The organism is Streptomyces novaecaesareae, from assembly GCF_000716875.1.
Classification (GTDB): Bacteria; Actinomycetota; Actinomycetes; order Streptomycetales; family Streptomycetaceae; genus Kitasatospora; species Kitasatospora novaecaesareae.
In genome coordinates this window covers 1-13,672 of the sequence record NZ_JNWQ01000127.1, presented here as the reverse complement: position 1 = coordinate 13,672, position 13,672 = coordinate 1, and the positions used below count along the sequence as shown (strand labels likewise).

Genomic DNA, 13,672 nt, shown 5'->3' with positions numbered 1-13,672 from the left:
ATACGGCGACCACCGAGATCTACACTAGATCGCTCGTCGGCAGCGTCAGATGTGTATAAGAGACAGGAGCATGAGGTTGTCGTCCCGATGTCCGCCGAGCTGGTGCGGCAGGCCTTGCAGGATCCGGCGCTGCTGGCGCGGAGTGTGCCGGGCCTGAGCACCGAGCCGGCCGCGGTCGGGGGCGGACCTGCCGAGGAGATCGGCGGTCGGCTGAAACTGCGGATCGGCGGCTCCACCATCACGTACAAGGGCGTGCTGTCGCTGATCGAGGGCCGGGAAGGCGTGCTGACCGTGCTGGCCGAGGGCGAGGAGGCCCGGGGCAGCGGTGAGGCGACCGCCACCGTCCGGGTCAGCGTCGCGGACGGCGCCGAGGACGGCACCGCCGTCATCCGCTTCACCGGCGACCTCAGCGCGACCGGCCGGCTGACCGAGTTCGACGAGGAGACCCTCGCCGCCACCGGCCGCCGCCTCCTGGACAGGTTCGCCGCCGCCCTGGTCGCCCCCGAGGGCGAGCCGGAGCAGGACGAGGACGCCGAGGCCGGGGCGGAGACCGGGACGGACGCCGGGGTGATCTTCATCGAGGAGCGCCAGGACCAGCCCGGCGACGACCTGGACGACGATCTCTCCGACCTGATCGCCTTCTCCGACGCCGACGCCGAACGCTTCGGCCTCCCCACCGGCTCCGCCGCCGATGACGAGGAGGAGGACGAGGCCGCCGAGGGCGAGGACCAGGACGAGGCGGCGAAGGCCGACGAGCAGGCGGCCGTCGCCGAGGAGCTCCCCACCGAGTCGTTCTTCGCGTACGAGGAGGAGCCGGTGCTCACCGGCCCGGTGCGCCGCAGCATCGTCGGCCGCTCCGCCGAGGAGGTGGACCACGCCCCGCCGCGCGGCCCGTACGCCCCGGCGCTGCCGGCCCGTAGCGCGCGGGCCCGGGCGGCGTCCCGCTGGGGCGGCGAGGCGGGCGGGATCGTGGTGCCGGGCACCGGCGGCCGCAGCGCGGTGCCGTGGGTGATCGGCGGCTCGGTGGCCCTGCTGGGCGGGGCCGTGGTACTCGTCAGGGCCCTGCGCCGCCGTTAGCCGGGAACGGCGTCCGGGAGCGCCGTCCGGGAGCGCCCTACGAACCGCCAGGGCCTAGACTGAACGCTCATGAGCAACGACCGCGACGCCCTGCTGGCACAGATCAAGGACAAGGCCGTCGTGCACGGCAAGGTCACCCTTTCCTCCGGTAAGGAGGCCGACTACTACATCGACCTGCGCCGGATCACGCTGGACGGCGAGGCCGCCCCGCTGGTGGGCCGGGTGATGCTGGACGCGACCTCGCACCTGGAGTACGACGCCGTCGGCGGTCTGACCCTGGGCGCCGACCCGGTGGCCGCCTCGATGCTGCACGCCGCCGCCGCGCGCGGGCAGAAGCTGGACGCCTTCGTGGTCCGCAAGGCCGGCAAGGCGCACGGCCTGCAGCGCCGGATCGAGGGCCCGGAGGTGAAGGGCCGCCGGGTGCTGGCCGTCGAGGACACCTCCACCACCGGCGGCTCGGTGCTGACCGCCGTCGAGGCGCTGCGCGAGGCGGGCGCCGAGGTGGTCGGCGTCGCGGTGATCGTGGAGCGCGGTGGCGCGGACGCCGTGCAGGAGCAGGGCCTGGAGTACGTGACCGCGTACACCCTGGACGACCTGAGCCTCTGACCCCAGGGGCGGCACCGGACGACGCCGGACAACGGCAGACGACGGCAGACGACGAAGGGCCGGGTCCGTTTCACGTGAAACACGTGGAACGGGCCCGGCCCTTCGGCACGGTCGGGCTCAGCCCCGGCGGTGCCGGCCGCCGCCGGCCTGCGCCGGGGCCTCCTCGACGTCCCCGGCGCCGCCCGCCTTCTTCTTCTTCCGCTCGCGCAGGACCTCGATCAGGACCGGCGCGATCGACAGCAGCACGATCAGCAGCACGGCCGGGATCAGGTACTTGTCGATCACCGGGGCGAGCGCGTCGCCGAAGAAGTAGCCGATCAGCAGCATGGACTCGGTCCAGAGCACGCCGCCGATGACGTTCCACAGGAAGAACGTCTTGGCGGGCATCTCCAGGGTGCCGGCCACCGGGTTCAGGAAGGTCCGGATGATCGGCATGAAGCGGGCCAGCACCACGGCCTTGCCGGAGCCGAACTTGTTGAAGTACTCCTCCGCCTTCACCACGTAGTCGCGGCGGAAGATCTTCGAATCGGGCTTGTCGAACATCTTCGGTCCGACCTTGACACCGATCAGGTGCCCCAGCTGGGCACCGGCGATCGCCGCGATCGGGCAGCCCACGAGCAGCACGGCGATCGGCAGCTTCGCGCCGTCGCCGAGCACCGAGGAGGCCGCGTTCGAGGCGGCGACGCCCGCCAGGATCAGCAGCGAGTCGCCCGGGAAGAAGAAGCCGACCAGCAGGCCGGTCTCCGCGAAGATGATCGCGATCAGCCCGATGGCGCCGAGGGACGAGATCAGGGATTTGGCGTCGAGCAGGTTGACGGCCAGCTGGTTGTAGTCCACGGGCGCAGGATAGCGGGCGTACCTTGCGGGCGGGCGGGCGTACCGCGTCGACGGCCCGTGGCCGGAACCCGTCGGAGGCGACCGACGGGCCGTGCCGTGCGGCGTTCCGACAGGCGGGCTCCTGCTGACCTGCGGGCACGAGTCTGGGAGGATGACACCGGCGTCCGGTCCGCAGCGGCCCACCACCCTCATGGCCGTCCCGCGGAGGTCGCCTCGAACCTTGGTGCCGGAGAGCCACACCGCAACGCCGCGCGTCGGCGGGCCGGCCCGGAGTCGTCACGAAGGCGTACACAGCGTCGGACAGCACCGTCCGTACGCCGCAACCCGACAGGAGCGGATCGCATGCCCATCGCAACTCCCGAGGTCTACAACGAGATGCTGGACCGGGCCAAGGCGGGCAAGTTCGCCTACCCGGCCATCAACGTCACCTCGTCGCAGACCCTGCACGCCGCGCTGCGTGGTTTCGCCGAGGCCGAGAGCGACGGCATCATCCAGATCTCGACCGGTGGCGCGGAGTTCCTGGGCGGCCAGCACAACAAGGACATGGTGACCGGCGCGGTCGCGCTCGCCGAGTTCGCCCACATCGTCGCCGCCAAGTACGACGTCACCGTCGCGCTGCACACCGACCACTGCCCGAAGGACAAGCTGGACGGCTACGTCCGCCCGCTGCTGGCGGTCTCCGCCGAGCGCGTGGCCAAGGGCCAGAACCCGCTCTTCCAGTCGCACATGTGGGACGGCTCCGCCGAGACCCTGTCGGACAACCTGGCCATCGCCCAGGAGCTGCTGGCCCAGGCCGCCGCCGCCAAGATCATCCTTGAGGTCGAGATCACCCCGACCGGCGGCGAGGAGGACGGCGTCACCCACGAGATCAACGACGAGCTGTACACCACCGTCAACGACGCCGTGCGCACCGCCGAGGCGCTGGGCCTGGGCGAGAAGGGCCGCTACCTGCTGGCCGCCTCGTTCGGCAACGTGCACGGCGTGTACAAGCCGGGCAACGTCGTGCTGAAGCCGGAGCTGCTGCGCGAGCTGCAGGACGCGATCGGCAAGCAGTACGGCAAGACCGACCCGTTCGACTTCGTCTTCCACGGCGGCTCGGGCTCGTCCGCCGAGGAGATCGCCACCGCGCTGGAGAACGGCGTCGTGAAGATGAACCTGGACACCGACACCCAGTACGCCTTCACCCGCCCGGTCGCCGGCCACATGTTCGCCAACTACGACGGCGTGCTGAAGGTCGACGGCGAGGTCGGCAAGAAGAACACCTACGACCCCCGCACCTGGGGCAAGCTCGCCGAGGCCGGCATGGCCGCCCGCGTGGTCGAGGCCGCCGAGCAGCTGCGCTCCGCGGGCAAGCGCCTGAAGTGAGCCCGGTGACCGGGCCACGGGCCCGGTAACCGCCTGAACGCACGGGTGCCCCCGGTGGAGGTCCACCGGGGGCACCCGTGTTTCGGCGTTCCTACTGTTTGAGCACGCCCTACTGCTCGGACACGCCCTACTGCTTGAGCTCTGCGTACGCCTCCGCGCTGCTGTCCTTCAGGAACTGCCAGCAGCGGTCCTCCTCCTCGGTCTCCTTGATCGCGCCGGCCGCCCGGGCGAGCGCCGCCAGGCAGCGCAGGAAGCCGCGGTTGCCGCGGTGCTCCCACGGCACCGGGCCGTGGCCCTTCCAGCCGTTGCGCCGCAGCGCGTCCAGGCCGCGGTGGTAGCCGGTGCGGGCGTAGGCGTACGACTCGACGTACCGGCCGGCCGCGTAGGCGTCGTCGGCGAGCATGGCCCAGGCCAGGCAGAAGGTCGGGAACTCGGCCGCCACCTGGGTCGGTGAGGCCGACTCCTCCGCCAGCATCCGGTAGGGCCGCTCCTCCTCGGGCAGGAGCGTCGGATCGGGACCGTCAAGAAGGTTCCTGTGAATCGCCATGCCCTGCAGTCTGCCACCCGAGACGCACGGGTCAACCGTCGCGCCGTGGTCGGTGCCCACCGGAGGCGCTCAGTGCCGGACGGTCACCACGATCTTCCCGACCTGCCCGTTGGCCTCCATGTGCCGGTGCGCCTCGACGATCTCCTCCAGGTCGAAGGTGCGGTCGATCAGCGGCGCGAGGGTGCCGTCGCGCAGCCCGGCGTGGACGAAGGCCTGCCCACGGCGCAGCGCCTCCGGGTCCTCGACGAGGGCGTACAGGGCGTAGCCCCAGATGTTCAGCGGCCAGTTCCGGGGCAGCGGCGCGGGCCGGGGGTCGAGCCAGCCGTAGACGATCAGGGTGCCGCCCCGGGCGACCAGCGTGGCGAGGTCGGCGAGGCCAGGCCCTGCCACGGAGTCGAGGACGATCCGCGCGCCCGCGTCACCGGTCACCTCCCGGACCTTCGCCGCCACGTCGGGGCCGCCGTCCGCGACCAGCACGTGCGCCGCGCCAGCCGCCCGCAGCTGGGCCTCCTTGTCCGCCGAGCGGGTGACGGCGACCGGGACGCCGCCGAGGGCCGCGACGATCTGGATCGCGGCGACGCCGACGCTGCTGGACGCCGCGGTGACGACCACGTGGTCGCCGGGCGCGACCTTGCCGACCTCGACCAGCGCGCCGTACGCGGTCAGGTAGGACAGCCAGACGGCCGCGCCGGTGAGGGCGTCCATGTCCGCGGGCCGGGGCAGCAGGGTGCTCGCGGGCACCACCGCGTGGTCGCCGTACACACCGGAACCGGACATCGTGGTGCCGACCGCCAGGACGCTGACCGCGTCACCGGGCGCGACCTCCGCCACGCCGGGGCCGACGGCGACCACCTCGCCGGCCGCCTCCCCGCCGAGCCGGGAGCCCGGGAGGGTCGCCTCGTACCAGTAGCCGCCGGAGCGGAAGAGGGCCTCCCCGCGGTTCAGGCCGATCGCGTCGATCCGGACCAGCACCTCCCCCGGGCCCGGTTCCGCAAGCGTGACCTTCTCCAGCCGCAGTACCTCCGGCCCGCCGGTCCGGTCGAACAGCACGGCCCTGCTCTCCATGTCCGTCACCCTCCCTGGGCGGCACACGTTTTCCGTGCACCGTTCTGTTTTCGTGCACCGCACTCTAATTCAGCTCTGTACGATGTCAAGCGTGGAAGATCGGAAGCCGGGCCGGCGCGCCCGCCTGCGGGCCCAGACCACCGCCGAGATCAAGCGGATCGCCCTGGAACACATGGCCGAGCAGGGGGCGGACGCCATCTCGCTGCGCGCCATCGCCCGCGAGATGGACATGAGCGGCAGCGCCATCTACAGCTACTTCGACACCCGCGACGACCTGATCTCCGAGCTGATCAGCGACGTCTACACCGACCTGGTGACGGCCGCGGAGACCGCCCGGGACACCGTCCCCGAGGACGACCCGGGCGGCCGGATCACCGCCTGGGGCGAGGCGCTGCGCACCTGGTCACTGGCCAACCCGCAGGGCTTCCGGCTCATCTACGGGGACCCGGTGGCCGGCTACCGGGCGCCCGCCGAAGGACCCGCCCCGGAGGCCGCGAAGCGCGCCTGCCTCGGGCTGACCGGCCTGGTCGCGGCGGTCTGGCCGTCCGCCCGGGCGCTGCAGGACGACCCCACGGTGCAGTGGAGCGACTTCTCCGCGGACTTCATGGCCAAGGTCCGCGAGCAGTACCCCGACCTTCCGCCCGCCGCGGTCGCCCTCGCCCTGCGGGTGTGGGGGCGGATGCACGGGCTGGTCGCCCTGGAGATGCACGGCCACCTGGGGCCGCAGGCGCACGACCCGGCCCGGCTGTACCGGCGCGAGCTGCTCGACCTGGTCCGCTCCCTGGGGTTGCCGGGCAGCTGAGGCCCGCACAGGAGGCGCATGGACATTCACCCGTTCGCCATGCCAGGGTGACGACCGTGCCAGCTGTCCGACCCGCCCGTGGGCGAGCCGCCCCGAAGCGCAACGGGGGCCGCAGACGCCGCAAGCCGCGTCGGAGAATCGGGCCTGGCATGCTCACGGCATTGGTGGCGTCCGTCCTGGTGGTGGGCGCCACGGCCGTCCTACTGAACCGCCCCCCGGACAGCCCGGCCCCCGCTCCGACCACCCAGGCGCGGGTCCTTCCGCCCGCCGACGGCACCCCGACGGCGGCACCGCCGGCCCCGGCCCCCGTCGTCACCCCGACGCCCACACCGCCCCCGGCCCCGCCGCCGGCCGTCGCCCCCGCCGGCCCGGACCCCGGCCCCGGCCAGGGCGCGGGCACCTTCACCACCGCCCCGGCCAGCGCCAAGGCGGTCGGCCGCGGCACCGTGCGCCGCTACCGGGTCGAGGTCGAGGACGGCATCGGCATCGACCCCGCGGCCGCCGCCGCGCAGATCCACGGCATCCTCGGCGACCCGCGCGGCTGGACCAACGACCGCAAGAACGGCTTCCAGCTGGTCGCGAGCGGCTCGTACGACTTCACCGTGAAGATCGCCTCGCCCGCCACCGTGGACCGGATCTGCGGCGCCTCCGGCCTGGACACCCACGGCGAGGTCAACTGCAACGTCGGCAACCAGGTGCTCGTCAACTCCAAGCGCTGGAACACCGGTTCACCCCAGTTCAGCGGTCCGATCGAGGAGTACCGGGCGCTGATCGTCAACCACGAGGTCGGCCACCGGATCGGCCACGGGCACGAGGGCTGCCCGGGCGAGGGCAAGCCCGCGCCCGCGATGATGCAGCAGATCTACGGCCTCAAGGGCTGCACGCCCAACGCCTGGCCGTACTCGGCGGAGGGCACCTACCTCAGCGGGCCGTCCGTCCCCTGACCGGCAGGGGACGGACGGCCGACGACACGCCCTGGCTAGCAGAGCACCGGCAGGTACGCCCGAAGGTCGCTGCGCTCCCCCGAGGCGGAGACCTCGGCCGCCTCCACCGCCGCCGCCCAGTCGGCCCGGCCGGTGGCCAGCCGGATCCAGGTCAGCGGGTCGGTCTCCACCACGTTGGGCGGGGTGCCCCGGGTGTGCTTGGGGCCCGGCACCGCCTGGACGACCGCGTACGGCGGGATCCGCAGCTCGACCGCGCCGCCGGGCACCTGCCCGGCGAGGGCGTCGGCCAGCATCCGGGAGACGGCGGCAAGGGCCTGGCGGTCGTGCGGGAAGGCGTCCAGGCCGAGCGCGTCGGCCAGGTCGTCGGCGTGCACCACGGCCTCGACCAGCCGGGTCACCAGGTACTCGGTCAGGAGCATCGGATGACCGCTCAGGAAGGTGACCCGCCGCTCCGGCTCCACCGTGGCCAGCTTGTCCAGCACGACCTGCACGGCGTCGAGCGAGCGGTCGAACTCGGCGGCCACCTCCTCGGGCGGGCCGGCGAACCCGGTCGCCACGTGCGCCGTGGTCGCGGTGTCGACGAACTCGGCCATCGTCCCGGCCAGCGCCGCGTAGTCGGCCAGCGGCAGCGGCGGCCCGGCCTTCTCCGGCGCGTCCAGCACGGCCAGCAGCTGGCTCAGCGCCAGGCTCAGGTGGGTCACCAGCTCCCGCACCCGCCAGGAGCCGAGCCGGGTCGGCCGGTCCAGATCGGACTCCGTCAGCCGGTGCACGACATCGCGCACCGCCTCGCTCTGCGCCATCAGCGCGGCGCTCACCTTTTGCGGCTGATACGTACGGGACTTGGCAGGCATGGGCCTCAACATACGCCGAGGGGCGGGCGGTTCACCAGAGAACCGACCGCCCCTCCGCTACTCGCCCGCTCGCCTCCGGGTCGGGCCGGGCGGGCCGCCGTGCGTCAGCCCAGCAGGGCCTCGATGACGCCGGTGTGGGCGTCCTTCAGCTCCGCCAGCGAGACGCTGAACTGGCCCTGGACGTCCAGGGATTCGCCGTCCACGACACCGATCCGGGTGGCCGGCAGGCCGCGCGCGGTGCACATGTCGTTGAACCGGAGCTCCTCGCTGCGCGGCACCGCCACGACGGCGCGGCCGGCCGACTCCGAGAACAGCAGGACGAACGGGTCGGTGCCCTCGGGCACGATGATCCGCGCGCCGTGGCCGCCCTTGAGGCAGCTCTCCACGAGCGCCTGGCCGAGGCCGCCGTCGGAGAGGTCGTGCGCGGCGTCGATCATGCCGTCGCGCGAGGCGGCGATCAGGATGTCGCCGAGCAGCCGCTCGCGCTCCAGGTCCACCTTGGGCGGCAGGCCGCCGAGGTGGTCGTGGACCGCCTGCGACCAGGCCGAGCCGCCGAGCTCGTCCGCCGTGTCGCCGAGCAGGTAGAGCAGCTGCCCCTCCTCGGCGAAGGCGACCGGGGTGCGCCGGGTGACGTCGTCGATGACGCCGAGCACCGCGACCACCGGGGTCGGGTGGATGGCGACCTCGCCGGTCTGGTTGTAGAGCGAGACGTTGCCGCCGGTGACCGGGGTGCCGAGCACCAGGCACGCGTCGGCCAGGCCGCGGGTGGCCTCGGCGAACTGCCACATCACGTCCGGGTCCTCGGGGGAGCCGAAGTTGAGGCAGTCGGAGACGGCGAGCGGCTTGGCGCCGCCGGCCGCGACGTTGCGGTACGCCTCGGCCAGGGCCAGCTGGGCGCCGGTGTACGGGTCCAGCTTGGCGAAGCGGCCGTTGCCGTCGGTGGCGACCGAGACGCCGAGGTTGGTCTCGTCGTCGATCCGGATCATGCCCGAGTCCTCGCCGGAGGCGAGCACGGTGTTGCCGAGCACGTAGCGGTCGTACTGGTCGGTGATCCAGGACTTGGAGGCCTGGTTCGGGTGGCTCGCGACCTTCAGCAGGTCGGCCTTGAGGTCCTCGCCGGTGGTCGGGCGGGCCAGCCGCTCGGCGGTGGGGGCGTCGGCCTGCAGCGCGTCCTGCCAGCTCGGGCGGGCGTAGGGGCGCTGGTAGGTCGGGCCCTCGTGGGCGACGGTGCGCGGCGGGACGTCCACCACGAGCTCGCCGTGCCAGAAGATCTCCAGGCGCTCGCCGTCGGTCACCTCACCGATGACGTTGGCGATGACGTCCCACTTCTCGCAGATCTCCAGGAAGCGGTCGACCTTGTCGGGCTCCACGATGGCGCACATGCGCTCCTGCGACTCGCTCATGAGGATCTCCTCCGGCGAGAGCGTGTGGTCGCGCAGGTGCACGGTGTCGAGCTCGATCCGCATGCCGCCGGAACCGGCCGAGGCCAGCTCGCTGGTGGCGCAGGAGAGGCCGGCGCCGCCGAGGTCCTGGATGCCCTTGACGAGCTTCTCGCGGAAGATCTCCAGGGTGCACTCGATCAGGAGCTTCTCCTGGAACGGGTCGCCGACCTGGACGGCCGGGCGCTTGGCCGGCTTGGTGTCGTCGAAGGTCTCGGAGGCCAGCACCGAGACGCCGCCGATGCCGTCGCCGCCGGTGCGGGCGCCGTACAGGATGACCTTGTTGCCGGCGCCGGAGGCCTGCGCGAGGTGGATGTCCTCGTGCTTCATGACGCCCACGCACAGCGCGTTGACCAGCGGGTTGCCCTGGTAGCAGGAGTCGAAGACGACCTCGCCGCCGATGTTCGGCAGGCCCAGGCAGTTGCCGTAGCCGCCGATGCCCGCGACGATCCCGGGCAGCACGCGCCGGGTGTCCGGGTGGTCGGCCGCGCCGAAGCGCAGCGGGTCCATCACGGCGACCGGGCGGGCGCCCATCGCCAGGATGTCGCGCACGATGCCGCCGATGCCGGTGGCCGCGCCCTGGTAGGGCTCGATGTACGACGGGTGGTTGTGCGACTCGACCTTGAAGGTGACGGCGTAGCCCTGGCCGACGTCGACCACACCGGCGTTCTCGCCGATGCCGACGAGCATCGCGTCCGAATCGGGCTTCTTCTCGCCGAACTGCTTCAGGTGGACCTTGCTGCTCTTGTACGAACAGTGCTCCGACCACATGACCGAGTACATCGCGAGTTCGGCGCCGGTCGGGCGGCGGCCGAGGATCTCCCGGATGCGCGCGTACTCGTCCTCCTTGAGGCCGAGTTCGGCCCAGGGCTGGGCCGCGTCCGGGGTCTGCTCGGCGTTCTTGACGGTGTCGAGGCTCATCAGGCGTTCACCAGCTGCTTCAGGACGGAAGTGAAGAAGCCCAGGCCCTCGGTGGTCGGGCCGGTGAGCGCCTCCACGGCGTGCTCCGGGTGCGGCATCAGGCCGACGACATTGCCGGCGGCGTTGGTGATGCCGGCGATGTCGCGGTACGAACCGTTCGGGTTGACGTCCAGGTAACGGGCGACGACCCGGCCCTCCGCCTCCAGTTCGTCCAGGACGCGCTGGTCCGCGACGAAGCGGCCCTCGCCGTTCTTCAGCGGGACGACGATTTCCTGGCCCGCCGAGTAATCGCGGGTCCAGGCGGTGCCGGCGTTCTCGATCCGCAGCTTCTGGTCGCGGCAGACGAAGTGCAGCGAGTCGTTGCGGGTGAGCGCACCGGGCAGCAGGTGGGATTCGCAGAGCACCTGGAAGCCGTTGCAGATACCGAGGACGGGCATTCCGAGCTTCGCCTGCTCGATGACGGTCTCCATCACCGGCGAGAAGCGGGAGATGGCACCGCAGCGCAGATAGTCGCCGTAACTGAATCCGCCCGGCAGGACGACGGCGTCGACCTGGTGGAGATCCTTGTCACGGTGCCAGAGGGCAACCGGCTCGGCGCCGGCCAGGCGGACCGCCCGCTGGGCGTCGCGGTCGTCGAGGGAGCCGGGGAAAGTGACGACGCCGACGCGGGTGGTCACTTCGCCTCCTCCTCGACCCGGACGGTGAAGTCCTCGATCACGGTGTTGGCGAGAAAGGTCTCGGCGGCTTCGCGGATACGGGCGAGCGCCGCGTCGTCGACCGGGCCCTCCACATCCAGCTCGAAACGCTTGCCCTGGCGGACGTCGGCGATCCCGGTGAATCCGAGACGGGGCAGTGCACGCTGCACCGCCTGTCCCTGGGGGTCGAGGATCTCCGGCTTGAGCATGACGTCGACTACGACGCGTGCCACTGGCACTCCCGGTGGTGTCTTCGGTGAGGCGGGGGAACTCCAGACTACCGGTGGTTTCGGGCAGGATTGCTGGCCGGGGATAGCGACGCGCGTAGACCCAGGACCCTTACGCCACAAGGGATCCGGCCGCCCCACCCCTGCCCCGGCCGTCCGGTTTCCACGGATTCGGCGCCCGGAACGCCCGCCCCCGAAGAACACCCGAATACGGCACTTGGGGACAGAACCGCCCGTCCCGCGCATCGGTATCCGGCGGCCCCACGAAGAGACGTGAATATACGGAAAAGAATGCGGGACTCTTCGATTTCGACCCCCTTCGGGTGCAGAATAGGGCCACCTGTCGCGGCAAGTGCTGCGTATCAGGCGGGCCACCGGGCCTGCCCGTATGCGCTTGCGCGAGTTGGTGCACATCAGGCCCCGGGCGTACCCCCGCGGACCGGTGGCCGAATTGCCCGAGAGGATTGACACCCATGGCTCAGCGTGTAGTTGTCACGCTCTCCGACGACCTGGACGGCGGCGCCGCCGCGGAAACCGTCCACTTCGGCGTCGACGGGAAGTCGTACGAGATCGACCTGTCCGTGGACAACGCGGAAAAGCTGCGGGAGGCCCTCGCCCCGTTCGTCGCGGCCGGCCGCCGCCAGAGCCGTACCGGAAAGTCCTTCCGCCGTACCGCCCTCACCCCGGACCCGGCCGCCGTCCGCGCCTGGGCCCTGTCCCGCGGCATGGAACTGCCCGCCCGCGGCCGCATCCCCAAGCACGTGTACGAGGCGTTCGCCGAGGCGAACTGACCTCGACCCCCGGGAGCACCCGCTCCCCGGTCGCCCTGCCCGCCCGAACCGAAAGGGTGGGGCGACCACCCCGAACGATGCTGTAGAGTATTCCTCGTCGCCGCAACGGAGAGATCCGAAGAGGCGGCGGGTGCCCCACCAGGCACCATGCGGACGTGGCTCAGTTGGTAGAGCATCACCTTGCCAAGGTGAGGGTCGCGAGTTCGAATCTCGTCGTCCGCTCGCAGTGCGCGAGCACAGCACAACTCAATAGTTTGACCTGCGGACGTGGCTCAGTTGGTAGAGCATCACCTTGCCAAGGTGAGGGTCGCGAGTTCGAATCTCGTCGTCCGCTCAGATACGAAGGGCCCCCTCACCCGAGGGGGCCCTTCGGCATTACCCCGCCGGCACCTCCCAATTCGGCCGGAGCCTGCGTCCATGACATTTGTCATCGCCGACCCGTGGATCCGCACCGCGATGTCATGACGGCGCGCACTGCCCGCGCCGCCGGGGCGGCGGAAGGCTTGGGGCATGGAAACGAGCCGGCCCTCCCGCCCCAGCGACCACGTGATCGAGGTCACCGACCTGCACCGCCACTACGGCAGCGGTGCCACCGGCTACCACGCCGTGCGCGGCGTCGACCTGACCGTCGGCCGCGGTGAGCTGTTCGCCCTGCTCGGCACCAACGGGGCCGGCAAGACCTCCACCATGGAACTCATCGAGGGCCTGGCCGCCCCCAGCGGCGGCACCGTCCGGGTGCTCGGCCACGACCCCCACCGGGAACGCGCCGCCGTCCGCCCGCGGATCGGCATCATGCTCCAGGAGGGCGGCTTCCCCGGCGACCTCACCGCCGCCGAGACCGGCCGCGCCTGGGCCGGGCTGACCAGCGGCGCCCGCCCGGTCGCGGAGGCGCTGGAGCTGGTCGGCCTCGCCCACCGCCGCGACGTCCGGGTCAAGCAGCTGTCCGGCGGCGAACGGCGCCGGCTCGACCTCGCGATGGCCCTGCTCGGCCGCCCCGAGGTGCTGTTCCTGGACGAGCCCAGCACCGGCCTCGACCCCGAGGCCCGCGCCGCCGTCTGGCGGCTGGTCCGCGAACTGCGCGCCCAGGGCACCACGGTGCTCCTCACCACGCACTACCTGGAGGAGGCCGAGGAGCTGGCCGACCGGCTGGCCATCATGCACGGCGGCCAGGTCGTCACCAGCGGCACCGTCGCCGAGGTGATCGCCGGACGGCCGTCCCGGATCAGCTTCGAGCTGCCCGGGTTCACCGGGGCCTCGCTCCCGCTGCCGGCCCGGGCCGAGGTCACCGCCGACGGCCACAAGGTCACCGTGCAGACCACCGACCTCCAGCAGACCCTCTACGACCTGCTCGGCTGGGCCCACCGGCACGGCGTCGCGCTCGGCGCCCTGGACGCCCGCAGCGCCTCGCTGGAGGAGGCCTTCCTCGCCATCGCCTCCGAGGCAGCCCACCAGGCCCCGCCGCACACCACACCTGTCTCTTATACACATCTCCGAGCCCACGAGAC

At 72.0% G+C, this 13,672-nt stretch carries 14 protein-coding genes and 2 tRNA genes; 9 read left to right on the top strand and 7 right to left on the bottom strand.

The annotated features are described in order from the left end of the window. Nucleotides 1-51: 51 nt before the first annotated feature. Together OP86_RS30715 and pyrE are read left to right on the top strand one after the other, a co-directional pair. A complete protein-coding gene (locus tag OP86_RS30715) occupies nt 52-1,077 on the top strand; it encodes an SRPBCC family protein (protein WP_425337771.1) in 1,026 nt (341 codons plus the stop codon). A gap of 69 nt (nt 1,078-1,146) precedes the next feature. Continuing rightward, on the top strand, nt 1,147-1,683 hold the full coding sequence (gene pyrE, locus OP86_RS30710) for an orotate phosphoribosyltransferase (RefSeq protein WP_030056595.1): 537 nt from the start codon (nt 1,147-1,149) through the stop codon (nt 1,681-1,683). A gap of 117 nt (nt 1,684-1,800) precedes the next feature. Here pyrE and OP86_RS30705 read toward each other — a convergent pair whose 3' ends face one another. Beyond that, on the bottom strand, nt 1,801-2,520 hold the full coding sequence (locus tag OP86_RS30705) for a DedA family protein (protein WP_030255838.1): 720 nt from the start codon (nt 2,518-2,520) through the stop codon (nt 1,801-1,803). A 342-nt stretch (nt 2,521-2,862) separates the two neighbouring features. On the opposite strand from OP86_RS30705, the gene fbaA reads away from it, so the two are divergent. Beyond that, the gene (fbaA, locus tag OP86_RS30700) at nt 2,863-3,885 is read left to right on the top strand and encodes a class II fructose-bisphosphate aldolase (protein ID WP_030056593.1); all 1,023 of its coding nucleotides are present in this window, start codon (nt 2,863-2,865) and stop codon (nt 3,883-3,885) included. 127 nt (nt 3,886-4,012) lie between these two features. Here fbaA and OP86_RS30695 read toward each other — a convergent pair whose 3' ends face one another. Both OP86_RS30695 and OP86_RS30690 read right to left on the bottom strand, forming a co-directional pair. After that, entirely contained in the window at nt 4,013-4,432 is a 420-nt protein-coding gene (locus tag OP86_RS30695; protein WP_030056592.1) for a DUF3151 domain-containing protein, read from the bottom strand. A gap of 69 nt (nt 4,433-4,501) precedes the next feature. Then, nucleotides 4,502-5,497, bottom strand: coding sequence for a zinc-dependent alcohol dehydrogenase family protein (locus OP86_RS30690; RefSeq protein ID WP_030056591.1), 996 nt, complete (start codon nt 5,495-5,497; stop codon nt 4,502-4,504). Between the two features lie 82 nt (nt 5,498-5,579). Between OP86_RS30690 and OP86_RS30685 the strand changes: the two genes are divergently transcribed. Both OP86_RS30685 and OP86_RS30680 read left to right on the top strand, forming a co-directional pair. Next, a complete protein-coding gene (locus OP86_RS30685) occupies nt 5,580-6,299 on the top strand; it encodes a TetR/AcrR family transcriptional regulator (protein WP_030056590.1) in 720 nt (239 codons plus the stop codon). 149 nt (nt 6,300-6,448) lie between these two features. Continuing rightward, the gene (locus OP86_RS30680) at nt 6,449-7,243 is read left to right on the top strand and encodes a DUF3152 domain-containing protein (protein ID WP_078588485.1); all 795 of its coding nucleotides are present in this window, start codon (nt 6,449-6,451) and stop codon (nt 7,241-7,243) included. A 35-nt stretch (nt 7,244-7,278) separates the two neighbouring features. On the opposite strand, the gene OP86_RS30675 is transcribed toward OP86_RS30680, so the two are convergent. From OP86_RS30675 to purS, 4 genes are all read right to left on the bottom strand, one after another. Beyond that, on the bottom strand, nt 7,279-8,094 hold the full coding sequence (locus OP86_RS30675; RefSeq protein ID WP_030056588.1) for a maleylpyruvate isomerase family mycothiol-dependent enzyme: 816 nt from the start codon (nt 8,092-8,094) through the stop codon (nt 7,279-7,281). Nucleotides 8,095-8,198: 104 nt separating this feature from the next. Next, nucleotides 8,199-10,454 carry a phosphoribosylformylglycinamidine synthase subunit PurL gene (purL, locus tag OP86_RS30670; RefSeq protein WP_033334102.1) on the bottom strand — a complete coding sequence of 752 codons (2,256 nt, stop codon included), beginning with the start codon at nt 10,452-10,454 and terminating at the stop codon, nt 8,199-8,201. Then, nucleotides 10,454-11,131: a phosphoribosylformylglycinamidine synthase subunit PurQ gene (gene purQ / locus OP86_RS30665; protein WP_030056587.1), complete on the bottom strand. Its 678-nt coding sequence runs from the start codon at nt 11,129-11,131 to the stop codon at nt 10,454-10,456. The genes purL and purQ overlap by 1 nt, the downstream gene beginning before the upstream one ends. Further along, nucleotides 11,128-11,382 (bottom strand): phosphoribosylformylglycinamidine synthase subunit PurS, encoded by a 255-nt coding sequence (gene purS, locus OP86_RS30660; RefSeq protein ID WP_030056586.1) that lies wholly within the window; start codon nt 11,380-11,382, stop codon nt 11,128-11,130. The genes purQ and purS overlap by 4 nt, the downstream gene beginning before the upstream one ends. Nucleotides 11,383-11,849: 467 nt before the next feature. Here purS and OP86_RS30655 point away from each other — a divergent pair, with 467 nt between their 5' ends. The 4 genes from OP86_RS30655 to OP86_RS30640 all read left to right on the top strand — a co-directional run. Next, nucleotides 11,850-12,167, top strand: coding sequence for a histone-like nucleoid-structuring protein Lsr2 (locus OP86_RS30655; protein ID WP_030056585.1), 318 nt, complete (start codon nt 11,850-11,852; stop codon nt 12,165-12,167). 149 nt (nt 12,168-12,316) lie between these two features. Continuing rightward, a tRNA-Gly gene (locus tag OP86_RS30650) sits at nt 12,317-12,389 on the top strand. 39 nt (nt 12,390-12,428) lie between these two features. Next, nucleotides 12,429-12,501, top strand: a tRNA-Gly gene (locus OP86_RS30645). Nucleotides 12,502-12,677: 176 nt separating this feature from the next. Next, nucleotides 12,678-13,672, top strand: a 995-nt coding sequence (locus OP86_RS30640; protein WP_106973557.1) for an ABC transporter ATP-binding protein, incomplete at its 3' end; no start/stop codon positions are given.

Coding starts and splice junctions, on each gene's coding strand:
- pyrE (WP_030056595.1), top strand. CDS start 1,147: ATGAGCAACGACCGCGACGCCCTGCTGGCACAGATCAAGGACAAGGCC.
- fbaA (WP_030056593.1), top strand. CDS start 2,863: ATGCCCATCGCAACTCCCGAGGTCTACAACGAGATGCTGGACCGGGCC.
- OP86_RS30695 (WP_030056592.1), bottom strand. CDS start 4,432: ATGGCGATTCACAGGAACCTTCTTGACGGTCCCGATCCGACGCTCCTG.
- OP86_RS30690 (WP_030056591.1), bottom strand. CDS start 5,497: ATGGAGAGCAGGGCCGTGCTGTTCGACCGGACCGGCGGGCCGGAGGTA.
- OP86_RS30685 (WP_030056590.1), top strand. CDS start 5,580: ATGTCAAGCGTGGAAGATCGGAAGCCGGGCCGGCGCGCCCGCCTGCGG.
- OP86_RS30680 (WP_078588485.1), top strand. CDS start 6,449: ATGCTCACGGCATTGGTGGCGTCCGTCCTGGTGGTGGGCGCCACGGCC.
- OP86_RS30675 (WP_030056588.1), bottom strand. CDS start 8,094: ATGCCTGCCAAGTCCCGTACGTATCAGCCGCAAAAGGTGAGCGCCGCG.
- purL (WP_033334102.1), bottom strand. CDS start 10,454: ATGAGCCTCGACACCGTCAAGAACGCCGAGCAGACCCCGGACGCGGCC.
- OP86_RS30655 (WP_030056585.1), top strand. CDS start 11,850: ATGGCTCAGCGTGTAGTTGTCACGCTCTCCGACGACCTGGACGGCGGC.